Genomic DNA, 24,531 nt, shown 5'->3' with positions numbered 1-24,531 from the left:
GTTTAAGAATATTGGAGATTGTGTCATGAAAAAAGAGTTCTCGAAGCATGCATGGTCGGAGATCAAGCCACGGGTGATGCGCTGGATGAAGACAGCGACAATGGCGCTTATTGCCGTGTCAGCACGATCCTCCATGGCTCAGACCAACCCTTACTCGTTTTACATTCCCACCGCTGTGACGACCGCGACCACCACGCTTTACAGCGCCGGGTCGACGAGCATCGCGCCGGGAAGAGTTGGCGTCGATAAGTTGGGCAACGTCTTTTACGTCAACCATACCAGCGGCACGAGCAGCACGCTGTACGAGATTCCGGCGGCCAGCCCCGCGGCGACGATTACATCGCCGACGCCGCTCGTCAGTGGCCTGGGCGCGCTCAATTCAAACAGCGTATTCGTCGACGCTTCCGGTGCGTTATGGGTCTCAAACGGCAATGGCGCTGGCGCCGCGTTGGTCGAGATCCCTGCGGCGAGCGGTGTCCCTAACATCGCCGCCATCAAAGCGAACAGTGGCTATGTGGCGACAGGGCTGCCGATAGGAAGCCTTACGACGGCATGTACCGCGTCCGCGACCGCGCCATGTGTCTGGTCCGCGAGCAGTATCAATTCAAGCTTCACCAGCCTGCAGGTTGGCGATGTGTATTCCGATGGCGCCGGTAACGTGTATCTCGTCGACATCGCCGACAACGTATCGAGCGGATCGTACAACCGTATGATTCAGTTCAAGACATCCGCGGCTGGAACGGTCAGCGTGCTGGCCGATAAACTCGCGACGAACGCCTACGCCCAGGTTACGGTCGCCGGCGACGGCAATGTGTATTACTGCGATAGCGCAACAGGCAATGCCAGCGGCGGTCTTGTCTCTGTCGTGAGCAATGGAGCGCTGACCACGGTTGGCAATACGGGCGCTTCGAATCTCACTCTCTTGAACGCTATCGTGAAGGTCTCGGCCGCGACGGGAATCACCACCGACCCGTGGGGAGACCTGGTCATCTCCGGCCCAAAGCAACTCTCCGAAGTGCCGCTGGAAGTGGGCGCGCTAAACTTCCTCGATCAGTTCAATCTTCTTATCGCGGTCTCCGGATCCAACTCGCCGGTGGCGACCAATAATGTAACGTACGGAGGCACAATCGACGTGCATGGCAACTACTACTTTGCCAGCGCGACGAATGTCATGCTGGTCGAAGTAGGCGGTCATAACTTTGGGCAGGTCAACGTAGGCACGGAAATCACGACAGCGGCGCCGTATTTCGCGGTGACCTGGGATATTCCCACGCAACTCGTGGCCTCGGGTTCATTTCCCACTGCATCGCCCAGCACGCTCAGCGCCGCCAATGCGGGGTTCCTTCAGAGCTTTCCAAATGGAAATTCAAAAAACTTTTATGGCGGCACGCCTTACTCCGCATCGACGACTGGAAGCTACCTGCTGATGTACTTCCAGCCCGTGCATGCTGGTTTGCTCAGAGGCTCGGATGCCCCGCAGGGATATCCCAATGCACTGGCTGCAGCAGACCCCGGAGGCGCTACCGTTGGCGCCACCGACTATGCAGCGAACCCCGCATACACGGTGAACCTGCAGGGTGTGGGCGTTGGACCGCAGCCTATGTTCCTGCCGGGTATCGCGTCGAAGGCTGTGTCCTTGTCACAGTTGTATACAAGCCAGAGCCACACCACGAAGGCGGTTGGCTTCACCCCGCAGGCTGTTGCTGTGGACACGTATGGAGATATCTTCGTCACCGACACGACGAACAGCTCGCTTGATGTGAGTTGTCTCGCTGCAACGGCAAACACCGCTGCTGCCCTGAGTAGCTTCTGCCAGGCAAACGGCCCGGGTTACACCTATAAGGTCAACTACACTCTCAATAAGACGTTGACCCCGACAAGCTTCGTCACGCCGGTGGAGTTGGCGCTGGATGGAGCGAACTCCGCCTATGTGCTCGATGGCGGTTCCAGCACGCCCATCCTGACCAAGCTGCCCTATGCGACGATGATTCCAAGCATTGTGATTCCCAGCGGAGCGTCCGTTGGAGGGCTTGCAATCCAGAGTCCGCACGGTCTTACGATCGATGGGTATAACAACTTCTACATCGCGGATACAGGGAACAATCGCATTATTCAAGGTCGTCAAAACAACGCTCAATATTCGCAGAATACGGTCTACATCTCTTCTCTCATTACGTTCGGCGGTACGACGTTGAACGGTCCGACCGGACTAGGGCTCGATGCCGCGGGCGACCTCTTCATCGCGGACACCGGCAATCGCCGTATCGTCGAATACAGCGTCTCGGGCGTGCCCAGCATCGTCTCCACGACCGGCGTCACACTCACCAACCCAACGGGAGTCAAGGTTCTGCCTTCAGGCGCGCTGGTCGTTGCCGACTCGACACTCGGGCTCGTGCTGGTCAGTGGCGGCGCCGGCTCGGTGATGTCGACTGGATCCATCAAACTCTCAAGTACTGGCGGTCTGGCCCTGGACGTAGCCAGCAACATCTATGTCGCGGATCCCACGGGCGGGCAGGTCGTCGAACTCAATCTCAATTCTCCCGGAGCCACATCTTTTCCAGACACCTTGAAGCCCGACTCCACGGGCACGCACACCAGCAAAGAGACTTCATCGATCTACAACATCGGGAACAGCACGCTCATCCTGAGTGCGACGCCAACCGTCACGGACAGCACCGCATCTGCTACCAACGAGTTCAGCGTCGATCCCAACAATGCGTGTGTTGCCGGCACATCGCTTGCCCCGAACGCAACTTGCGGTCTTACTCTGGATTTTACGCCTTCCGCCACAGCGATCGTGTATACGCCCACAACCGGCGCGGCCACGATCGCGGATAACATGCAGGCTTACTCGCTCGTCGCGAGCCCGGCCTTTAGCTCCGAAGATATCGCCAGCTTCGGAACCGCTGGAAGCTCGCAAACTGTCAATCTGAGCGGCAACGCAATCGTCCCATTCACCGCGCAAAGCATCACCTTTACGGCGCCTGCAGCGGTCACTTACAGTGCATCCATTCCGCCGATTCAACTCGTCGCAACGGGAGGGGGAACGGGTAATCCTGTGATCTTCAGCATCGTCAGCGGTACCGGCGTGCTGAGCGGAACGAACAACAGCATCCTGACGTTGAAGGATATCGGCACGACCGTTGTTGCGGCGAATCAGGCTGGTGGTCTGGCAAACGGCGTCTACTACTCGGCTGCTCCCCAGGTCACGCAGTCCGCGGTTGTGAACCCAATCGGAGTCGTGGCTACGCCGGTCTTCTCGGTGGCCGGCGGCACCTATACGGCCGTGCAGTCGGTAACGATCAGCGACGCCACCGCCGGAGCGACAGTCTATTACACGACCAATGGAAATACCCCTACGACTAGTTCGCCTGTCTACACGGGTCAGACGATCCCCGTGACTGTCACGACCACGATCAAGGCGATAGCCGTCGGCGCTCCGGGATACGCCACGAGCGCGGTTGCGACGGCCACTTATACGCTGAATCCGGACTTTATCCTCACTCCTTATGTCTCTAACTTCACGATTCCCAACGGGCTCGGAGGTTCGGCCACATTGACGATCACGCCGGAGTTCGGGTTTACCGGCACCGTTGCTCTCAGTTGCTCCGGCCTGTCTGGCAAGGATGCCTGCACCTTCCTCGATAGCAATGGCAATCTCACGACGAACCTCGTCGTCAAGAGCACCAGCGTTGTCTATGGCAGTCTGATCATCCAGGCGAACGAGACTGCTTCCGCCAGCTACCGTGATCCGCGCGGGATGAGGATACCAGGCGCGGTTCTGGCGATGCTGTTGTTCTTCGGCGGTCTGCGCAAACGCAAACGTCTGGCGACACTCATGCTGTTGATGCTGGGGATCGCCGGAACAGCCATGATGAGCGGGTGTGGTGGCGCGTCGACGACGGGCAAGGTGCATACAAGCACATTTACCTTGACCGCGACTTCGGGCGGCGTGGTGCATACGCAGACGATCACGCTCAACGTAGACAATCTGGGCAACTAACTCCCTTTGCGTCCGTGCTCAGCTTCGAACCACCGAGGCTGAGCACGCATGCTTAATGAATGCATCCTCAAGAAGCATTCCGTCGCATGCACGAAAACATTCACTACTACCTTGGTCGGTTGTCCGGCGAGACAAACGGCCCTAAGATCGTGCAATGTCGGCCTTCTATAGTCTGGGCTCCCGACTATCGATTGAAGTGGTTATGCTTCGCAGAGGTTGTGAATGAACGAGACGGATGGAATGAACAGGCGCAAGACGAGGAGACGGACGGCTGCGCATGTTCTATCGTGGGCCGGTCGCTTATGCGCCGTGTTGTTGCTCGCGGTCACTGTAAGTGCGTGGGCGATGCCGAGACGAGGTATGGTCGCGTTTCAGGCGTCGCCGCATTCATTCTGCATCGCTGGAGAGCGCCAGCCGTCGCCGCTCTACGTCGCCTCGGAAGACTTTCCGGGGGTGGCGCGCGCGGTTCATGATCTCGCCCAGGATATTGGCCGAGTGACTGGTAAAGAGGCGGCCGTCACCCACTCGACGGATCAACTCCAACTGCCGCCTATCCTGGTTGGGACGCTCGGAAAGAGCGCGGTCATCGACGCGCTTGCAGCCAATGGGAAGCTGGACGTGTCCGCCATTCGCGGTCAGTGGGAATCCTATGTTTTGCAAACAGTCTCCGATCCGATTCCCGGAGTTAAGCAGGCGTTTATTATCGCCGGAAGCGACAAACGCGGGACCATCTACGGCGTCTACGATGTGTCGGAGAATATCGGGGTTTCGCCCTGGTACTGGTGGGCGGATGTTCCGGTCCAGCATCATGACACGATATGTATGCATGCCGATCGACTCGTCCAGGGACCACCGGCGGTGAAGTATCGGGGAATCTTCATCAACGATGAAGCCCCTGCCATGAGCGCCTGGACGAAGGAGAAGTTTGGCGGCTTCAACAGTAAGATGTACACCCACATGTTCGAGCTCCTGCTGCGTCTGCGGGCCAATTACCTATGGCCCGCGATGTGGGGAAGCGCCTTCAACGAAGACGACGCACTCAACCCCAGGCTGGCGGATGAGTATGGCATCGTGATGGGAACAAGCCACCACGAGCCCATGGATCGCGCTCAGAATGAGTTCGATCGCCGTTATAAGGGGGATCAATGGGACTACATCCATCACCCGGATGTGATGGAGAATTTCTGGCGCGAGGGCGTTCGACGGAACAAGGCGGATGAGAATATCTACACGCTGGGCATGCGCGGCCGGAACGATTCGAGCATGTTGCCGAACGCATCGGAGGCGGAAAACGCTGCGGTGCTCGACAAGATCATCGACAGGCAGCGTCGCATCCTCGCCGAAGAGGTCAACCCGGACATCACGAAAGTGCCCCAGATTCTCGCTATTTACAAAGAAGTCGAGGAATTTTACGCACACGGGATGAAGGTGCCCGACGATGTCACATTGTTGTGGTCGGATAACAACTTTGGCGACCTGCGTCGGGTGCCAACTGCCGAAGAGCGAAAGCGTCCGGGCGGAGCCGGAATGTATTATCACTTCGACTATGTTGGAGCGCCACGATCTTACAAATGGATCAATACGAATCCTCTGCCTAAGATTCAGGAGCAGATGAATCTTGCCTATCGATATGGCGCGGATCGAATCTGGATTGTGAATGTCGGCGACCTCAAACCGATGGAGTTGCCGATAGAGTTCTTCCTGACGATGGCCCTGGACCCCAAAGCCATGACGAAGGATAAGGTCGCGGACTTTACGCTCCAATGGGCTTCACGAGAGTTTGGAGCTGCAAATGCCGCAGGCATTGCCGATATCGTAGGTAAATATGCAAAGTACAACGGATGGCGTAAGCCTGAGCTTCTCTCGCCGAAGACCTATAGTCTGGTCAACTACGAAGAGGCGGAGCGTGTAGAGGCGGCATGGGTGAATCTGACCAAAGACGCCGAAGCGATCGATAAGAAGCTGTCGCCCGATCAGCGGCCCGCCTACTTCGAGTTGGTGCTTTATCCGGTAATGGCTTCCGCCAATCTTACGCGGCTCTATATCGCCGCTGGTCGCAACGCGTTGTATGCAGCGCAGGGGCGAGTAAGCGCCAATGCGCAAGCGAAAAACGCGCGCGCGTTATTCGCCGAAGACAAGGCTCTCGCCAATAGATATAACCAGCTTCTCGGCGGGAAGTGGAATCACATGATGGATCAGACACACATTGGATACATCGGTTGGAGCGATCCGAAGACCAATGTGATGCCGGAGGTCAGAGAGATCGTTCCTAAGGAAGGCGCCCGGCTTGGAGTCGCGGTTGAGGGCTCGGAGAAGGCATGGCCGGGTAGTTCGCCGACTGCCGCTTTGCCGGCGATCGATACGCTTGGAGATCAGCACCGCTGGATCGATGTATTCGGTCGCGGTGCGGGCGTGGTCAAGTTCACCGCCAGGCCCTCCGAGAGCTGGATCAGAATCGATCAGACGGATGGAGACACCGGCAGCGATCGCCGGCTGCGGGTCAGCATCGATTGGAATGCTGCCCCTGCGGGAAGGGTAAGCGGATCCATCGTCATCATTGGCGATAGTGGAGAGACGGTGTCAGTCGCGGTGCCGATTGTGCATGTGCCGACCGTATCGCAGGCGGTGCGCGGAGCCCTTGGCAACCTCACCGAGGCCTTCACCATTCCTGCCGGTGCCGCGCAGAAGAACATCGGCGCGAGCGAAGGGCAATGGCAACCAATTCCCGATTACGGCCGAGTCGCGTCGGCGATGGAGGTATTCCCGATACCTGGAGGCGCGGCGGCCACCTCCGAATCCGCTCCTCATCTCGAGTACGCCATCTATCTGCCTCGCGCCGGCGTGATTGAGATCAGCGCCCTGATCGCGCCCACGCAGAAACTTCATCCCGATCGCGGTCTGCGCCTCGCGTTATCGATCGACGATAACGAGCCGCAGATCGTCGATGGAGGAGCGGCTTCTTCAAGCGCCAAAGTGCCGAGTTACAGCAAGCTGGCGGCGGACAACATTCAGGCGCTCGACTTCAAGCAGACAATCGGCAAGCCGGGTAGACACACATTGAAGGTGTGGATGGTCGATCCGGACGTGGTGCTGGAGTACCTCATCGTAGGCGCGGCCAAGCCAAGTTACTTCGGCCCTCCTGCATCGGCGGTTGGGCCGGGCTACTGAAAAGGGGATTCGAGAGGTTCGTTCGCATCTTTAGGATTAGTTCCGGATCCTCGGGCTGGAGTGAGAACGAAGAGGTAAACATCATTGGTGCGGATCGGCAGGTCGCGTGTGAAGACGCCATCGTGTATCTGTATCTCGGCTGTACTTTCGGGTTCGCCTTTGCTCGCCGCGTGGAGTTCCGAGGTCTGCGCTCGCGTGAGTTGATCCGGTCTTCCCATATGCAGATACGCGGTATATACATCGTTCCGGCCGTAGCCGACCGCGTAGATCGCAAGGTGGTAGTTGCCATTGCGAAGATGATCGAGCCGAAGCCGCAGCGTGCCTTTGGCCGTCGGGGGCTGCTCTTCCTTGTAGAAGGTCTGGTCGGTCTGATGTGCAGGCGGGACGGTGGGCGTGTAGTCCCATACGAGCGCTTGCACCGAGCCGTCCGCGGAGCGAGTAATCCAGGACTGCGGGTCATCACTCGCAACGTCCTCTGTCCCAAGCAGATGTAGAAAGCGATACGCGAAATAAGAAGGCTTTCGTATGCCCTCAAGATTCATAAGACCGAAGCCGCCATGAAACGGCGTGAAGCGAGGACCATTTTCTTCGAAGATGTCGGTAAAGGTCCAGTAGGACATCGAGTCGACATAGGGCGATGCGCGCTTGATCTTATCGAGGATGAAGCTTGCCTGGTGATATTGATCGTGAAGGTAGTCGGTTGGCGTGTAGGAAGAACTCCACTCAGTAAAGTGCAGCTCCATGCTGGGCCGGCCGGAATGCTCGATCAGCTCGCGCGAGTGCTTCATGCGTCCGCTCACGGAATCGAGCGAGGGATCGAGGATCGTGCCGGCCTTGCCATCGGCATCGAGGAAGCCTTTTGTCACTCCGTAGGCATGCGAGGCGACAAAGTCGGCAGGAATATTCTTCGCGGTGACGTACTGTTCGAAGGCCTCTTCAAACTTCCAGGGCATGGCCGAGGCCGGACCACCTACACGGCAGGCCGGGCACTCTGCCTTGACGGCCTCCGCGGTGTTTTTGTATAGCGCAAGATAGTCGTCGACCGAGCCGGCGAAGAAGAGATTCTGCAGGTCGGGTTCGTTCCACACCTCAAAGTACCATTGGTTGATCTCGTCTTCGCCATAGCGTGCTTTCATGTGCGCGGTGAAGGCGCGGATCAGTGCAGACCACTTCGCGGGATCCTTCGGCGGAGTAATGTTTCCCTTCCACCAGAAGACCGTCTGCGGCCCGCTCGCGAGCTTCGAGGGCATGAAGGTCAGCTCCACAAACGGACGAATGTGCATCTGAAGCAAGGCGTCGTAAAGGGCGTCGACATACTGGAAGTTGAACTGCGGATTACCGTGTAAATCTTCCGTGTACACGCCCATGTCGTCGTTCAGAATGCCATGCATCCGAATGTATTGGAAGCCGATCTCTCGTTGCACGGTGGCAAGCTGCGCCTGCCAGTCCGCACGCAGACCTTCATTGGCTCGTCCCGCGCCGATGACGCGCAGAGGCACGGAGGTGTGCGGCCCGGTGACATGCGAGATATCGCCCCGTATGTTGCGCGTCTGCGCTGAGGCGGTGACAAAGGACGCCGCGAAACAGGCGGCGAGCGTCAAACGATGGACGGTGATCTTCATGTGGCGCCTGGACTCCAGAGGTGGCCGTGTCGCTGCCGAGTAACGAGTACAGCGCATTTCACGGACCAGCGAGCGCGTGTCGAATCGAGAGCCAATACTACATATCGACTTGCATGTCCGACAACCGACCAAAGTATATGGTCCACGCCGCTCTTTTGCTATATACGAAGGAAGATGATCTTTCCGTGCGAACGGCGCGCTTGAGCCTCACGGTCTTCATCGGAACACACGGGAAGACTTCGAAAGGCGGCATGGAATGGTCCACGGGCTCACCATCGGCAACTGGAGGTCGCGGGCTTTCACGATACGCGCACTGATTCTGGCTGGACTTCTCAATGCTTCAGGGCATGCACAGGGGACGCAGCCCGAGTCCCCGGTGCAGGCATTGCATGCCACTCAGGCGCCAGAGGCCGAGGGGCAGCAACCGAACTATACGTTGAGCGTGCATACGCAGTTAGTAACGCTCGATGTCGTCGTGAACGATAAGAACGGCCAACCCGTCCGAGGATTGACGCGCGACGATTTTACGATCTACGAAGATAAGGCTCCGCAACCGATCGTGTCGTTCTACGCTACAGAGTCCATGCCCGTCACGGGGCGCGAGCCGATTCAGATTCGATCCACAGCGGAGCTCGATCGTCTGGAGCCGGATGCGCCTGTAAGCATCGTCGTGCTCGATGAGTTGACGACCAGGTTTGAAGATCAGTACTTCGCCCGGTACTCGCTCGAAAAATATCTCGCTAAGCAGGGCGAGACTTTGGATCAGCCGCTGACGTTGATCGCGAGGAACTATCACGGCTCCCAGGTGCTGCGCGATTACACCACTTCGAAGAAGGACGTACTCGATGCTCTTAACCACCATCTTGTGAGCAATGACGCTAGGGCGGTCGACCCCACTTCGCCCGGCGATCAGATCGTTGCTGAGTTTACATCCTTGTTTGAAATTGCGAAGGCGACGCAGGGACATCCCGGCCACAAGAGTCTCGTGTGGATCGGCAGAGGTTTCCCAAGCGTTCAGCGAGATGGATCGGTGCTGGACAAAGATGAGTCGCTGGACGCGCTGGTTGCGCAGTGTACGAACCTGCTGCGCGACGCGCGTGTGACGCTGTACACCATCGATCCCGCAGGCGTCTCCGCGCCCGAGCAGACATTGGATCCGCAGGGCAACCTGATGTTCGACGATCCCTTCAGCACGCAGGTCGACTTTTTGAAGATGGCGGCCGCGACCGGCGGCCAATCGCTGCATGGACGCAACGACGTCGACCGGTTGATCGAGACGACCGTAAAGGACGGCCAGATCTTCTATAGCCTCGCGTACCGGCCTGCGTCTTCCGGCACGAACGCTAATCCCAGGGACTTTCGCAGCATTCGAGTGGAGGTCAAGGGCGGCGCATTGCTGGCGACCACGCGGGAAGGATACTATCGCGCGGCTCCGGCGCCCGATGCGCCTGCCGCGAGGGAAGAGGTCGGAAAACTGTCTCAGGAAGATCGCTTCAACCTCTCAGCCGCAAGTCAGGGCCTGATGGTCTTCGATGGCATTCCACTTACGGTGACCCGTGACGAAGCGAGTCCAGACCGCTTCAACATAGCTTTGCCGGCGACATCCCTCGGACTCGCGGAGGAAGACGGCAAGATGGTGGGAAAGGTCAGCTTGGTTGTTCTCAGCTTCGATAAGACGGGGAAGCTGATTGGCCGCAAGGGACAGGTTACGGTCTTACATCTTTCCCCGCTGCAGCCAGGCGAGGTGGAGTCGCGGAAGGTGCAGTTGGCGACCTCGCTCGATACGCGTGCTCCCGCTGCTCGCGTGCGATTCATTGTTCTGGGAAATTCGAATGGCAAGATCGGCGCGGATAATTTTTTTCTTGTCGATCGTAAGACGCTCAAAGACTCCGCGACGGGCATGAAGCCCTCGGGGGGATCGAAATAGTCGAATGCTTTAGAAGTTGAACTTCGCCGCTAACTGCATCAGCCGCGGATCCGCTGCGTGGCCGATCGCTCCGAAGGCTGGGTCTTCGATCTGGCCGTCGACCGAGGCTGGCCCATAGAACTGCGCGTGGTTGAAGACGTTGAATGCTTCCATGCGGAGGTCGATCGACGCGCCTTCGGTCAGGCGCAAGCCCTTCTTGAAGGTGATGTCGTAGTTGTCGATGCCGGGTCCATAAAACATGCGGCGTTTGGCGTTGCCGAGTTGTCCCCTGGTCTCATAGGCAAACTGAGCGGTGTCGAAGGCGTGGCGGCCAGTCCGGCCGTTGGTGTTGATCTTCAGCGGGCCGCCGAGGTACCGGGGCGTGTCGAGCAGATAGTTGTTTGCGCCGTTACCAAGCGTGCCCAGCAAAGAGTCATCCGAGTTGTCGTAGAGCGTCACCGGGAAGCCACTGGCGAAGCGCGCCGTGCCGGAGAGGCTCCAGTCGGCCGTCAGGCGATTGCTCCTGTGGAACAGCGTCGTCACCGGTAGCGCGACTTGATAGCTGCCGATGAAGGCATGCTTCATGTCCCATGCCGAGATCGCGCGTGTATGGCGCGCATCGAGTGGGTCGAACTGTTCGCCCAGGTTGGATCCTTGGTCGATCGACTTGGCATAGGTGTAGCTGAGCGATACCTCGGAGCCGTGGGCGTGGTAGCGCAACGTGGTTTGCATGGCGTTGTAGTTGGAGTTGGCGATGGACTTGTCGGCGGTGTTCTCGCCGTAGAGCGGCCCTTGCCCGGCCCGCGTGCCTTGATAAGTCTTGCCGGAGCCGTCGGTGTAGGGCGAGTCCTCTCCGAAAGGACCGCACCCCGGCAGGCTGAGGCAGAGCCCTTGGTTGCCGGGATTGGCCGAGGCCAGCGTGAAGATGTGATGGCCTTGATTGCCGACGTAGCTCACCGTAAGCAGCGTCTGGCTCGTAATCTGCCGCTGAATCGAAAGCATGTAGTTATCGGTATACGGCGCCCGTGCGGCATGGTCGAAGAATGGGTCTGCGGCAATCGGCGTGAAGTTATCCCAGTTCACGTTGCTATCCGGGTTCGATATCGAGATGTGGTGCGAAGGGAAGGGAAAAGGGAAGCGCTGGCCATTGTTCAGACCGGTCGCGGCGGTGATGAACGGCTGCGCCAGAAGCGGCGGCCCAGGACTGAGATAGTTATATCCGAACGGCGGCACGGCATACATGATGCCCGTCGTCAGACCCGGAATGGCGGTGTAGAAGATGCCGTAGCTGGCGCGGATGCTGCTCTGTCCGCTTGCGCCGAAGATCCTGCTCCAGAGGCCGTTCTGAAACTTCGGGGAATAAGCCAGACCGATGCGCGGCGCGAAGTTCTTATTCGTCGTTGGCGCAAGGGTGCGTGGTACGCCGGGGTCTCCCGCAACGACGAAGCCCGGCGGCGCGCCGGGATAAAGCACCGACTGCTGGCCGGCGATGTAGGTCTGCAGTTGGTTGTACTTCTCCCACCAGGGCATGATGCGGTCCCAGCGCAGGCCGATGTTGACGACCAGATCGTTGCGCGCCCGCCAGCTATCCTGCGCGTAAAGACCGACGTAGCGATTGCGTAGATAAAAGGGCTGACCGGAGGACTGCGTGAAGTTGCTGGGCGTGCCGAGCAGCAGGTCCGCATAGGGATCGCCGGTCTCGGTGCCATTGATATTGAACGTGCCGTTGAAGGTCGCGTTGGGATGCTCGTTCACCTGGTCGATATGAAACTGGCCGCCGACCTTGAAGGTATGTGAACCGATCGCACGCGACAGTCCGTCACTCACGTAGTACGTGTTGTTGATCTGAGTTTCATTGGTGATGGGCACGCCCATCACGAAGGATGGAAAGGTCACGTTCTCGACGCCTTCAAACTGCGGCGCCTGCACATAGATGCCGCCGTTCGCGCTCGGTGCGAAGCCCTGCGATGCGAGGCTGACGCCGATGCCGCCCTTCGGCTGCCCGATGATGTTGTTGTTGCGCAACAGGCCGACATGAAGCTCGTTGACGGTATTGGAGCGGATGATATTGGTGAGGCCGAGCGACAGAAGCTGCGCGCGTCCGATATACAGCGCATCGAAGCCGGGGATGCTGGCGCCGGCGACCGAGCCCGGATATGGATTGTCAAGACGATAGTCGTCCACGAAGTAATATCCATTCAACTGGCCGAGCCGGCTGTTGCCATCGAGACGCGCAGACCCTTTATCGTCGCGCACCGTCTGCGAGTTTGCGGAGCTTGAGAACTCGCCATCGCGGATGTTCGAAACAGGGATGTAACCGAGAAGCGTCTTGCCCGGCGCAGACCACGTGCTTTGTGGGATATTGCCGTGCGGGAAGACCTGCGTGTAGGCCTCTCCCGAACTGACGCCGTAGCCTAACTCCTGCGTCAGCAGGGAAGCAAGGTAAGGCCCGCTGACGAAGCCTGTGAGATCGTCGAACGTGCCTCCGCGTTGCGCATTGGTCGGCACGGAGACCTGGCCGGTCGAGATGCCTTGCGTGGTGCGCGTGCCCTGATAGTCGGTGAAGAAAAAAATCTTATCCTTGAAGACAGGACCGCCGATGGCGCCGCCGAACTGGTTCTGGTTATACGCCGAACGTGTGGGATCGAAGTAGCCGCGGGCATCGAGCGCGGTATTGCGGAAGAACTCGAACGCGCTGCCGTGCAGGTGGTTGTTTCCCGTCTTGCTGACAACCGTCACGATGCCGCCGTCATAGTTGCCGTACTCGGGATCGAAGTTGTTGGTTAACACCCGGAACTCTTCGATGGAGTCCAGATTTGGAATGATGCTGGCGCCGCCGTTCATGTGTTCCTGCACGTCGATACCATTGACCATGAAGCCGTTCGCGGACTCGCGCTGGCCATTGATGGAAAGATTGCCGGGGTTCGCATCGCCCGAAGGGTCGATGCCGCCTGTCACTCCGGCCATGATCACGGAGCTGGGCAGCAGGGTGGAGATCGGCGCAACACCCGGTTGAATGGCCAGCAAGTCCGTATAGCTGCGGCCGTTCAACGGCAACGCCGTCATCTCGGCCGCCGAGACGACCTCGCCGAGATGCGTGGACGATGTCTCGACATGGATGCTGCCCGTCTCCGCTTCAACATCGACTGTCTGCGCGTCCGAACCCATCGTAAGTTTGATGTCGAGCTGAAGGGCGGAGTCGGTATCCACAGACAGCTCGCGATTGCGCTGCGTCGAAAAGCCTGGCGCCGCCGTCGTCAGGTCGTAATGGCCCACAGGAAGATTCGGAAATGAAAAGAGTCCCTGGCCATTGGTGGCAGCATGGTAGGTAGTCTTCTGGCCGTTGTTTACCAAGGTAAGGGTCGCGCCGGTTATGCCGGCGCCGGACTGATCCACCACGGCGCCGGAGATGCTGCCGCCAGTCGCCGCCCATAGATGCACGACCATGCAAAGCACCACGCAGAGCAGAAGAGATATGCGCTGTGCTTTGCGAGCGATGGATACGACAAGACCCGTAAGAGAGAACAAATCCAGCACAAGTAACCTAACTCGCGGCACGGAGACATAGAGGCTCAGACGAACTCGAGCGAATCGTTCCCGTTTCCACGCGGTGAAGAAATAGATGAATCCTGGGAAGGCCTACTGACTTGCAGGCTAAACCGGACTGGCGCCGGCTTCCCTGTGACGCCCTCGCAGGCGCCCAGGATAGTTGCGTCAACGAGTAGACAACGCGATCTCTCCTATCACTTTGCTTCGAGCGCATCGAGTCCTGCCTTGGCGAAACGCTCGTCTTCGGATGAGGCTGAACCACCCACTCCGATGCCGCCAATCACCTTGCCATCTTTGATGATCGGAAACCCACCCTGATGGATCGTGATCTCGTGCGCGCCGGCTGCGATCAAGGTGACGTTTGCCGAGACAGGCTTGCCGGAAGCGACGATATCTTCTACCTGCTTCGTGGGCAGACCGAATAGGATGGCGGCGCGCGCCTTACCTTCGGCGCTGATGACTCCTCGTCCCGTCGAACCATCGAGACGCTCCAGCAGAACGAGATCTCCGTTCGCATCGACGACTGCGATGCCGACCTTGGCGTTGGCTGCCTTGGCTGTCTGCTCCGCGGCGGCGATCAGTCTGCGAGCCGTCGCAAGATCGATCGATGCCGGACGAGGAGTCTGCGGGTTGAGCGCGGATTGAGCGGATGCGATGCCCGTCATAAGAGCGAGCGATAGAACAGCCATGATTTTCTTCATTGGATTTCTCCGGAGTAAGAAGCTGGTTGTGAAGACATTGTGCCAGGCAGGAAAAAGCCCACCTGCCATGTACTTCTGACGGTGGGTCGCTTGATCTATCGAGTTGGAACGAAGCTAGATCCTGCGCAGCTTCATCCCTGCCTCATGCCAGAACACGCACGCACCGCCTACGCAGGCGGGACAACATGCGCTCGTCTGGACAAGAGATTTCATGGAGCAAGAGTAGCACATGCCTGCCGGCGCGCAGGGAGCAGGCAAACGTAAGTCCGCCGGAATGGCCGCACCGCAGACGAGCAACCGCAACGTGATCCGTTAGGCGTGCAGCGTCGATTCTTCATAGCACTTGACAAAGCGCGGCAGTCTCGCTAAGTTAGCTTCATGCATATCCAGCCACACACCAATTGTTGTTGCCATCTGAACGTCTCACGTTCATGGCTTCCGATGGTGTGTGCGATTGACTAGCTTCTGCTGCGATCTCTGATCCGCAACAAAAGACAGGCCCGCCACTCGATCTTGAGAAGGCGGGCCTTTTTCCAGCGCTGAGCTGAAAATCTCTCGAACTTACATCGGAACCTGAGCACTCGACTCTAAGTCGCATGCCCTTGCCTGCCTGCGTTCATCTTCGCGGAGAGGCTACGGCTTACGACTAGCTTCGTTCTCGTGCGTCCATGGAGATTGCCCGTCCAACATGTTTCAACTTAGAGAGGAATAAAAGAAATGTTTAAGAACCTTGTTATCATCGCGATGCTGTCCACCGCAGCCTTTGCACAAGATGCAGCAAAGCCAGCGAACGGGGCCAATGCCCGCAAGCCAGCACGCACGAAAACACTGACGAATGCCGAGTTTGACGCCTATCTTGCACATCCCGAGAAGGTGCTTCTGGTGGACGTGCGGCGGCCGGATGAAGTGTCAACCATCGGCGGATTTCCCGTCTATCTCAGCATTCAGATCAAGGATCTCAAGGATCATCTCAAGGAGATTCCGAAGGACCGTGGGATTATTACCGTCTCGAATCATGCGGCTCGCGCGGGCGCGGCAGGAGATGTACTCGACGACGCCGGCTTCAAGGTGCTCGGCGCGGTCGGAGCCGATACCTATCAGTTGGATGGAGGCAAACTCGCGGTGAAGATCCCCGTTCCACCTCCGCCTCCGGCCGGCGGCGGCGTGCGTGCAGCGGGTGCCGCGGCCCACTAGGACGATGAAGAATATCTATCTCACTTACATAGCTGCTACATGTGCGGTTGTGATCGCTGGTGGCGCCGCAACCTGCAAAGCTCAGACGCTGGTTACTCAGAAGTCATTGTCGACAGAAGCTGCGTTGATAGTCGCACAAGGGGCGCTCGACAAGTGCCATGCTGATGGCTACCGGGTGAGCCTGACTATTCTGGATAACAGCGGTCTGGTCAAACTTCAGGTGCGTGGGGATGGAACCGGTCCCCACACACTGGAACATAGCCGTCGCAAGGCCTATACGGCGCTCACCTTCAAGCGCGCCTCGGGCGAGACCGCGAAGGCCTGGGCTGCGGCTACAACGCCTCCTCCGGTCATTGAAGGAACGGTCGGCGCCCAAGGTGGCGTGCCGATCAAGGCCGGGAGCGAGTTCATCGGCGCCGTCGGAGTCAGTGGCGCGCCGGGCGGAGAAAAAGATGAAGCGTGTGCTGTCGCGGGTATTGCGAAGATAGCTGACTTATTGAAGTAATACGAGCTTATTGTAGCTCGCTCACTCGTATAGCGTATTCAGCGCGGTGATCGATGTGCCTACGCAGCAGGATGTTGTGCCGCTGCGTAAGCGTTGCATCGCCGCGCGAGGAGAGCCGCGCTCAATTTCATGGGGTTGATCGATGATCCGCCGCCGTTCGCAAGCAAGACCCCATCGACGATGGGTGTAGGGAGAGGTTCGATGTCTAAGAAGCATATGCTTTCCGCATCCGCGCTGGCGCTGTTTGCCGTAAGCGCATCCGCGCAGGTCGCGACGGATGCCGTGATTACCGGCACGGTGACGGACTCGACGCAACGCGCCATGGACGGAGCGACGATCACCGTTCGCGACGTCTCCACCGGCGTAACCGTAACCTCAAAGACCAATAGCCAGGGACAGTACCGCACGCCGCCTCTCAAGATCGGCGAATATACAGTTGAAATTCAAAGCGCAGGCTTTCGTCATTCGATTGAGAACGGAGTGCATCTCGACATCGGTGCTATCCGGCAGATCAACGCTGTGCTCACGCCTGGAGACGTCAGCGAGGTTGTCGAGGTAAAGGCGACGACCGAAGAGTTGCTCCAGCGGTCCGATTCCACCGTGGGCACTGTGATCACGACCCAGCAGATTGAAGAGCTTCCACTCAACGGCGGCAGCAACGGTCGCGACTATCTGCAACTCGGAACGCTCTCCGCTGGAACGACTCCGGGTAACTCCAGCGGCGGCATCAGCATCGGCGGACAGGCAAGCGCGCAGGCTGCATTTCTGCTCGACGGCATCGACAATAACAACCAGCAGATCCTTACCAGCCACGATGGACAAAAAGAGGTCATCAAGCCTTCGGTCGACGCTATCAGCGAGTTCAAGGTTGTTACAACGAGTTACTCGGCGGAGTATGGACGCTCATCCTCGGGCGTGGTCAGCGTGAATACAAAGTCCGGTACGAATGCGATTCACGGCAGCGCGTATGAGTTCATCCGCAACGATGCTGTGGACGCTCTGCCCGACTTCACCCAGGGCAAGCCCCCGTTCAAGTACAACGACTTCGGAGGCACCGTCGGAGGGCCGATCAGGAAGGACCGGACCTTCGTCTTTGGCGACGTGGAGTTCTTCCGTCTGCGCTCCGCGGTAACGACCTACGCCCTTGTGCCGACCGATGCACAGAAGAGCGGTCAATTCTCCTCCGCCATCTACGATCCTGCGGGCGGGTATACGATCTCCGGCACGACAGTCACTCGGTCGACGCAGTTTAGCGGCAACCAGATTCCCAGCGGCCGCATCGATCCCATTGCCAGCAACGTGCTTAAGTATTATCCCGAGCCGAACGGTTCCTTCGGCGCCAACAACTACTATTACAACAAGAACACCGGCACGAATAACTACCGCTGGGACGCGCGCATCGACGAGATTCTGACCGGCAAGCAGAGTATCTTCGGTCGATATAGCTCCGAGCAGAACGCAGGAGCTATCTCCGCCCTGCCCGCCTTGAACGGTCAATACTTCTCCGGCTCTGGCGCGCAGACCGTCGATGCGCAGGCATTCGTCGTCGGCTACAACGTGCAGTTTTCGCCGAATATTCTCGGCAATATTCGCGCTGGCTGGAACAGCATCAAGTGGGTGAACAATTTCCCGAACCAGAGCTTGACCGGCGTCGGTGTTCCAGGCGTAGCCGCGACGGCGCCTGGCTTCACCGAGATCACGGTCACCAACTTTCAGACCATTGGCACAAGCAATGTTCCCAATGCCGACGATAGCGAGAACCGCGAAGTCGCGGCCGCCATCCTATGGACAAAAGGCGCCCATACCCTGCAGTTCGGGTGGCAGGAGTACTGGCTCCAGACCAACTTCAATAGCTCCCAGTTGACCAGCGGCATCTTCGACTTCAATGGGCAGTACACAGCCAAGTCGCCGACCGCCACGCCCAGCAACGATCAGCACTTCGCGGACCTTCTTCTTGGGCTGACCGATAAGAAGCAGCTATCGAGCCCATCCATCATCAACTTCCGGTCGCCTTATAGCCATTTCTATGTGCAGGACGACTGGAAGGCCAGCCATAGCCTGACGCTCAACTTAGGCGTTCGTTATGAACTGAGCCCGCCGGCGGTGAGTAAGTTCAACTCGATCGCCAACTTCGATGAAGACTCCGATCCATCCAACCCGCAACTGATCTACGCGGGCGAGTATGGCAATAGCCGCGCACAGCGCGCTCTGCAGAACGTGAACTACACCAACGTCGCGCCGCGTGTGGGCTTTGCCTTCAGCCGGCCGAACAGCAAGACCGTATTGCGCGGCGGATATGGCATCTTCTATTCGAACGCCATTACGATCGGCGGCATGCAGTCGATGGAAAACAACCCACCCGTCAATCAACTGCGTCTGGCGACATCCCCGAGTTCCTATATCCCGACGCAGTTTCAATACCTCCAGAATGGCTTCGCTGCCGGCGCTCTTTCATTGACCAACGCCAATGGAGCTACGGGGGTATCGCTGGTCTCCTTCGATCGGCATGCAGCCATACCTATCGACCAATCGTGGAACCTCAACGTGCAGCGCGCTCTGCCTTATGGCATTGTGGCGGAGGTTGGATACTACGGCAATAAGTTCGACCATAACTGGTGGCAGGTCGATGGCAACCCCGCGCCGGCAACACCGACGACGCTCTTACCCGCTGCCGGCATCAACGCCAACCGCTTGTATAAGACGACCACGATCCCGAATGTCCCGGGCAACCCGACCATTGGACTCGGCACGGTCAGCCGTGTCTGGAAAGAGGGCTGGAGCCAGTACAACGCCTTGCAGGCAAAGGCGGAGAAGCGCTACGCACGCGGTGTAACCTTCATCGCCTCGTATGCCTATTCGAAGACGCTGGGCGTAGGCGACGTGGCCGACTTTCAGGACCCGACCAACATCCGGGCCGAGCGCGCTGTGATGAACACCGATATGCGCCACCACTTTGTTGGCAGCGCGGTTTATCCTCTACCCTTCGGACACGGTCAGTTAGTCGGCGATAGCTGGAACCGCTGGCTGGATGGCGCGTTCGGCGGATGGAGCATCAGCCCGATCCTCACCGCAAGCTCTGGGCAGCCACTCAACCTGACCGAGTCGAAGAATCCCTCGAACAGCGGCGGCACCGCAGATCGCCCCAATATTGTTGGCGATCCCCGCGCCAAGGTCAACGCAAGCGGAACCCCGACGGCGACTCCGAACCAGTGGTTCAACACGAGCGCCTTCGCGGTTCAGGCCTCGGGCACTTACGGCAACGCACCGCGCAACGCAATCGTCGGACCGGGAATCCTGAATCTGGACGCCGGCATTCACAAGACGCTGGCCATCCGTGAGCGGTTCCAGGCGCAGCTTCGCCTTGAGTCCTTCAATGTGACCAACAGCCCTCACTACGGCACCCCGGGTCTGAATGTCCAATCGCCGACGACGCTGGGTGTAATCACCACGGTGACCGGTAACCCGCGTCAGAACCAACTCGCCATCAAGCTCTTGTTCTAGCGGTCGGTCGACGGTCGCCGCCTGGGGCCGTCGCCGCAAACACTTTGAGGATAACTCGATGCCAGTCTTACAACATTTTTGCGAGTGGGTTTACACCACGCACCTCTCTACTTCGATACGGCAATCGCCTTATTCATTTCCACTGATCGAGACGATTCATACCGTCGGCATCGGAGGCGTCGTGGGCACGGTTGCGATCCTCGATCTAAGGCTGCTGGGTTGGATCATGAAAAAGGAGCCTGTATCTCGCATCGCGCGGCAGGTCTTGCCATGGACATGGGCTGGCTTCGCTGTCATGTTCGTCACCGGATTGCTGCTTTCGATCGCGGAATCCCAGACGAATTACTACAATCTTGCGTTTCGGATTAAATTGCTGCTCCTGCTCTTGGTTGGCATCAACCCATTGATCTTCCATCTGACGATCTATCGCAAGGTCAATACCTGGGACGTCGCCAATGTCACGCCGCTGCGTGCCCGACTTGCCGCGATCAGCTCTCTTGTTCTGTGGGCTGGCATCATCGTTGCCGGTCGCCTCATCGCCTACGTGAACACCTAGACCACTTACTCGATGCCGCGATCGCCGCGGCGAAAGGCGCCCTCTTCATGTTGTTACTTCAACTAAGTCGCTGGCTGGGCCACACTCACTTAGGCGTGTACATCCGCGACTCGTCCTATGCATTTCCGGCTATTGAGATTGTTCATCTTCTTTTTCTTGCGATCTTCGGCGGCGCTATTCTGCTGGTCGATCTGCGCTTCCTCAACCTTGGGTTCAAGACGCAGTCGACGTCGGAGGTCGCGCGCGAGCTGCTGCCCGTCACCGTCGTCGGCGTGATCGGTATGTTCCTCTCGGGTCTGTTGATGTATGCCGGTGGAACGATGCGTTACTACCACAACCCCGCATTTCAGGCGAAGATGGCGTTCTTTATCCTCGCCTTGCTGGTTCACTTCACGCTGCAGGTCGGCGCTGCTCGCAATATTGCCAACGAGGGTGGAGGCGGCCGTCTGTTGAAGATCGGCGCGGTGGCTTCCTTGCTGCTCTGGGTTTCGGTGGGCTTCGCCGGACGCGTGATCGGCTACGTATAAGAGCAGGCGCGGATATTCCAAGGCGGATAGGCGCCAAAGTTTTGTTTTATAACTCAACCTCAACCATGCAACAAGGAGACAACATATGAAGAAGCTACTTATGGGCGCGGCTCTCGCTCTGGGCATCGTCACTGTATCGGCCGTGCCGGCCTTTGCTCATCACTCGTTCGCCGCGGAGTACGATGCGAGCAAGCCCATCACCCTGCACGGCAAGCTGACCAAGCTGTCGTGGGTCAATCCGCATGGCTGGATCTATGTCGAGGTGAAGAACCCCGATAACACCTCGACGAACTGGGCTGTGGAGTTCGGCGGTCCGAACGCATTGCTGCGCCGCGGCCTGCGCGAGACCGACTTCCCCCTGGGCATCGAGCTGACCGTGAACGGCTATCTCGCGAAGAACGGCGCGAAGATCATCAACGGCACCTCTGTAAAACTGCCCGATGGCCGCAGCCTCTTCACCGGCTCGCTCGGCACCGGCGCGCCCGGCGATCCCGGCGCACAGTAACGCTTCACGGACGAATTGCGAAAGGGAAGTCATGATCTTCAGCAGGACCCACTGCCTCACTCTGCTTGCCGGCGCTTTGCTGGTTGTCTCCGCCTCGGGGCAATCGGCAAAGCCCGCGGTCTCGCCACGCGCGCCGGCGATTCCGCGACTTTCCGACGGCAAGCCCAACCTCAACGGTATCTGGCAATCGATCGGAGGCGCCGATGCGGACCTTCAGGATCACGCCGCCGACCGCTATAACCCGGGCGCGCAGAGCGTCGTCGACGAGCATACGATCCCCTATCTGCCCGACGCTCTCAAGACGCGCGACGACAACCGCGCCCAGCGCAGAACCCTCGACCCTGTAACGGCCAAGTGCAACTTGCCCGGCGTGCCACGCCTTACCTACGCGCGCAACCTGCCCTTCCAGATCTTTCAGTTGCCCAAGGGCGACAAGATCACCGTGCTCTATGAGTATGCGGAGGCGCATCGCTTCTTCTACACCAATGGAACGCCGCATCCGCCCGGCCACATCAACTGGTATCTGGGCGATTCGCGCGCGAAGTGGGAAGGCGACACGCTGGTGGTCGACTCCATCGATTTCCTCGATGGCCTTTGGCTCGATCACGCAGGGGACTATACCAGCGACCAGCTCCACGTGGTCGAACGCTACAAGCTCATCGATGCCGATCATATCGACTACAAGGTCGAGATCGACGATCCCAAGGTCTATTCCAAGCCCTGGCACATCGACATCACGCTCTACCGGCGCACGGAGAAGGACTTCCAGCTTCTGGACTACGTCTGCTATGCCTTCCCCTATGAGAAGTACTACCCGTAGCCGACGGCCTTCGAAATGCAACGCAATGCGACAGGAGAGTTCCAAGTGAATACGAGATATACGCATCAAGCCGTGGCGCTGGCGCTGGTTGCGACCTGCATGCCCGCCTTCGCGCAGTCGCCGGCCAGGCCGGCAGTGGAGGCAACCCCCTGGAAGCCCGCGCTTCTGAGCGACGGCCAACCCAACGTGCAGGGCACGTGGACCGCCGTTTACTACGGCATGGGCTGCCTGACCAATCCCACCAACGGCGACGTGAACTGCGTGCCGCCTCCCGGTCCTAGACCGGCTGCGGGAACCGCAAACGCTGGCGGTCCACCGTCGGTCGACCCTACCACGGGCAAGGCGCCCGGACAGCGTGGCAACGGCAATCCGCCCAGCATCGTGAACGCGCAGCCCGACGGCAATCGCGCAGGCGGCGGACGCCAGCGCCCCGCAACTGGAACCGCCGCTGCCTATACCGACGATGCTCCGCCGCCAGCCGCCGCGCGAGCCCCAAGGTCTCGCAACGCGCCGAGCCGCATCATCGACACGCCGAACTACGATATCCCTTACACGCCGGAGGCTCTCGCTCACCAGCAGGATCTCTTCGCTCATTACTATGAGTTCGCGCGTTATGGAGACATCGATCCGCAACAGCGTTGCTGGCCGCTCGGCGCGGTGCGTCAGTTCACCTGGCACGACGTCAAGCTGGAGCAGTATCCCGGCTATGTGGTCCTCATCTTCGCGGGCGCCGAGGTATACCGCATCATCTATCTCGACAACCGCCCGCACATCGGAAACGGCCTGAAGCTGTGGATGGGCGACTCGCGCGGCCACTGGGAAGGGACGACCCTCGTCGTCGACACCACCAGCAACAACGCCAAAGGACGTCTCAGCCGCGCGGGAGACTTCTCCAGCGACAAGGTCCACTACACCGAGCGCTTCAAGTTCACCAGCTTGAACACGCTGCGCTACGAGGCGACCTTCGACGATCCATCCGTCTACACGCGGCCCTGGACCTTCGCCGTCGACGAGAAGCGCGGCTTCTTTGGCGGCGATGGCGGTGTCCCCAACGGCGCCGTCACCCAGGAATCGCAGGCGAAGTTCGAGCTCTGGGAAGAGGCCTGCCAGGAGGGCCTGATCCCCGGTGGCAACGATGTTCCGGGCCTGCCTACCATTCCGGCCGAGTACACGAACCGGTAGCTCATCCCGGCGGCGGCTCCATCTGGGTGAGTCGCCGCTGAGACCGACGATCAAACGAAAGGAAGCAACGATGTCCAGAATCAGACTCTTTGTGCCCGCGCTGACTCTTCTGGCTGCGAGTGCGCTTCATCGCCTGCACGCGCAGCAGCTTCCACTTGCTCCCGGAGTGGAGAAGCTTTGTTCCATCGAATTCGACAAGGATGAACGCCGTCCCGCGCGTGTGGAAGACCAGGCGCTGCCGTGTCTCGAGCAGGCCGCGAAGAAGTTGCGGGACACGCCCGGCATCAAGCTGGTGCTCGTAGGCGTCGCTCACCCTCTCTACGATCACGCCGAGAAGGAGAACGGTCTGGAGCGCATGCATGAAGACCCCACCGGTCTCGACGTGCGCTTCAGCGATGTGGCCGCCTATCGCACCGTCAACACCAAGGCTTACCTCACGCAATTTCTACAGGCAGATCCAGCGAGGATCATCCCCACGACCGACGAATACACGCTTGCCCGGCGCGTCATCGTCTACACAGTGCCCGGCGACGCCGACTTCAACCATAACTACACGAAGACGACCCCGATCAACGAGTCGAAATGCACCATCAAGCCCTGCCCGATTCTCACCGAGGATGTTCTGACTCCGCAGCCGCGCGGCAAGATCGTTGCGGCTTCGCCCACGGCGAAGGCTCATTAGAGCCGATTGCCCTGGGATAATACCTTGCCGTTGCTCGCCCTGCTAAGCGCCTGAAGGCAATTCGGCCAGAAGAGCGAATTGCCTTCAGGTATGCGGCGCCCGCGCTCAAG

Annotated in this window: 15 protein-coding genes; 12 read left to right on the top strand and 3 right to left on the bottom strand. The window is 59.0% G+C overall.

Features of this window, described 5'->3' with window-relative positions:
• The first annotated feature begins 25 nt into the window (after positions 1 to 25).
• Together CHB87_RS12760 and CHB87_RS12755 are read left to right on the top strand one after the other, a co-directional pair.
• On the top strand, positions 26 to 4,003 hold the full coding sequence (locus CHB87_RS12760) for a chitobiase/beta-hexosaminidase C-terminal domain-containing protein (protein ID WP_176441731.1): 3,978 nt from the start codon (positions 26 to 28) through the stop codon (positions 4,001 to 4,003).
• Between the two features lie 360 nt (positions 4,004 to 4,363).
• Positions 4,364 to 7,171 carry a glycosyl hydrolase 115 family protein gene (locus CHB87_RS12755; RefSeq protein ID WP_217897045.1) on the top strand — a complete coding sequence of 936 codons (2,808 nt, stop codon included), beginning with the start codon at positions 4,364 to 4,366 and terminating at the stop codon, positions 7,169 to 7,171.
• On the opposite strand, the gene CHB87_RS12750 is transcribed toward CHB87_RS12755, so the two are convergent.
• Positions 7,165 to 8,793, bottom strand: a complete 1,629-nt coding sequence (locus CHB87_RS12750) for a GH39 family glycosyl hydrolase (protein WP_217897044.1) — start codon at positions 8,791 to 8,793, stop codon at positions 7,165 to 7,167. The two genes, CHB87_RS12755 and CHB87_RS12750, sit on opposite strands and share 7 nt — an antisense overlap.
• Positions 8,794 to 9,169: 376 nt before the next feature.
• Between CHB87_RS12750 and CHB87_RS12745 the strand changes: the two genes are divergently transcribed.
• Positions 9,170 to 10,720, top strand: coding sequence for a VWA domain-containing protein (locus tag CHB87_RS12745; protein ID WP_176441730.1), 1,551 nt, complete (start codon positions 9,170 to 9,172; stop codon positions 10,718 to 10,720).
• Between the two features lie 9 nt (positions 10,721 to 10,729).
• Here CHB87_RS12745 and CHB87_RS12740 read toward each other — a convergent pair whose 3' ends face one another.
• Positions 10,730 to 14,146, bottom strand: coding sequence for a TonB-dependent receptor (locus tag CHB87_RS12740; protein WP_089408834.1), 3,417 nt, complete (start codon positions 14,144 to 14,146; stop codon positions 10,730 to 10,732).
• A gap of 296 nt (positions 14,147 to 14,442) precedes the next feature.
• Entirely contained in the window at positions 14,443 to 14,949 is a 507-nt protein-coding gene (locus tag CHB87_RS12735) for a GlcG/HbpS family heme-binding protein (protein ID WP_176441729.1), read from the bottom strand.
• Positions 14,950 to 15,666: 717 nt separating this feature from the next.
• Between CHB87_RS12735 and CHB87_RS12730 the strand changes: the two genes are divergently transcribed.
• The 9 genes from CHB87_RS12730 (at position 15,667) to CHB87_RS12690 (ending at position 24,421) form a co-directional block, all read left to right on the top strand.
• On the top strand, positions 15,667 to 16,143 hold the full coding sequence (locus tag CHB87_RS12730) for a rhodanese-like domain-containing protein (protein WP_089408832.1): 477 nt from the start codon (positions 15,667 to 15,669) through the stop codon (positions 16,141 to 16,143).
• A gap of 4 nt (positions 16,144 to 16,147) precedes the next feature.
• Complete coding sequence (locus CHB87_RS12725) at positions 16,148 to 16,648, top strand: GlcG/HbpS family heme-binding protein (protein ID WP_089408831.1); 501 nt, start codon at positions 16,148 to 16,150, stop codon at positions 16,646 to 16,648.
• Between the two features lie 201 nt (positions 16,649 to 16,849).
• Positions 16,850 to 20,149 (top strand): TonB-dependent receptor, encoded by a 3,300-nt coding sequence (locus tag CHB87_RS12720; RefSeq protein ID WP_176441728.1) that lies wholly within the window; start codon positions 16,850 to 16,852, stop codon positions 20,147 to 20,149.
• A gap of 58 nt (positions 20,150 to 20,207) precedes the next feature.
• A complete protein-coding gene (locus tag CHB87_RS12715) occupies positions 20,208 to 20,705 on the top strand; it encodes a DUF6644 family protein (RefSeq protein ID WP_142988335.1) in 498 nt (165 codons plus the stop codon).
• A 47-nt stretch (positions 20,706 to 20,752) separates the two neighbouring features.
• A complete protein-coding gene (locus CHB87_RS12710) occupies positions 20,753 to 21,232 on the top strand; it encodes a DUF6644 family protein (RefSeq protein ID WP_142988334.1) in 480 nt (159 codons plus the stop codon).
• 85 nt (positions 21,233 to 21,317) lie between these two features.
• Positions 21,318 to 21,737 carry a DUF6152 family protein gene (locus tag CHB87_RS12705; RefSeq protein ID WP_142988333.1) on the top strand — a complete coding sequence of 140 codons (420 nt, stop codon included), beginning with the start codon at positions 21,318 to 21,320 and terminating at the stop codon, positions 21,735 to 21,737.
• 31 nt (positions 21,738 to 21,768) lie between these two features.
• The gene (locus CHB87_RS12700; RefSeq protein ID WP_217897043.1) at positions 21,769 to 22,557 is read left to right on the top strand and encodes a hypothetical protein; all 789 of its coding nucleotides are present in this window, start codon (positions 21,769 to 21,771) and stop codon (positions 22,555 to 22,557) included.
• 45 nt (positions 22,558 to 22,602) lie between these two features.
• Complete coding sequence (locus CHB87_RS12695) at positions 22,603 to 23,739, top strand: hypothetical protein (protein WP_142988332.1); 1,137 nt, start codon at positions 22,603 to 22,605, stop codon at positions 23,737 to 23,739.
• Between the two features lie 70 nt (positions 23,740 to 23,809).
• Positions 23,810 to 24,421: a hypothetical protein gene (locus CHB87_RS12690; protein ID WP_089408825.1), complete on the top strand. Its 612-nt coding sequence runs from the start codon at positions 23,810 to 23,812 to the stop codon at positions 24,419 to 24,421.
• The last annotated feature ends 110 nt before the right edge of the window (positions 24,422 to 24,531 follow it).

This window comes from Granulicella rosea (assembly GCF_900188085.1).
GTDB classification, from domain to species: Bacteria; Acidobacteriota; Terriglobia; order Terriglobales; family Acidobacteriaceae; genus Edaphobacter; species Edaphobacter rosea.
The sequence above is the reverse complement of the archived record's forward strand: the minus strand, read 5'-3'. Positions and strand labels throughout refer to the sequence as shown.

Bases quoted from the DNA above. Each gene is read 5' to 3' on its own strand.
- CHB87_RS12710 (WP_142988334.1), top strand. From the start codon at position 20,753: ATGTTGTTACTTCAACTAAGTCGCTGGCTGGGCCACACTCACTTAGGC.
- CHB87_RS12720 (WP_176441728.1), top strand. From the start codon at position 16,850: ATGTCTAAGAAGCATATGCTTTCCGCATCCGCGCTGGCGCTGTTTGCC.
- CHB87_RS12760 (WP_176441731.1), top strand. From the start codon at position 26: ATGAAAAAAGAGTTCTCGAAGCATGCATGGTCGGAGATCAAGCCACGG.
- CHB87_RS12715 (WP_142988335.1), top strand. From the start codon at position 20,208: ATGCCAGTCTTACAACATTTTTGCGAGTGGGTTTACACCACGCACCTC.
- CHB87_RS12750 (WP_217897044.1), bottom strand. From the start codon at position 8,793: ATGAAGATCACCGTCCATCGTTTGACGCTCGCCGCCTGTTTCGCGGCG.
- CHB87_RS12730 (WP_089408832.1), top strand. From the start codon at position 15,667: ATGTTTAAGAACCTTGTTATCATCGCGATGCTGTCCACCGCAGCCTTT.
- CHB87_RS12690 (WP_089408825.1), top strand. From the start codon at position 23,810: ATGTCCAGAATCAGACTCTTTGTGCCCGCGCTGACTCTTCTGGCTGCG.
- CHB87_RS12700 (WP_217897043.1), top strand. From the start codon at position 21,769: ATGATCTTCAGCAGGACCCACTGCCTCACTCTGCTTGCCGGCGCTTTG.
- CHB87_RS12725 (WP_089408831.1), top strand. From the start codon at position 16,148: ATGAAGAATATCTATCTCACTTACATAGCTGCTACATGTGCGGTTGTG.
- CHB87_RS12735 (WP_176441729.1), bottom strand. From the start codon at position 14,949: ATGAAGAAAATCATGGCTGTTCTATCGCTCGCTCTTATGACGGGCATC.
- CHB87_RS12755 (WP_217897045.1), top strand. From the start codon at position 4,364: ATGGTCGCGTTTCAGGCGTCGCCGCATTCATTCTGCATCGCTGGAGAG.
- CHB87_RS12740 (WP_089408834.1), bottom strand. From the start codon at position 14,146: ATGGTCGTGCATCTATGGGCGGCGACTGGCGGCAGCATCTCCGGCGCC.
- CHB87_RS12705 (WP_142988333.1), top strand. From the start codon at position 21,318: ATGAAGAAGCTACTTATGGGCGCGGCTCTCGCTCTGGGCATCGTCACT.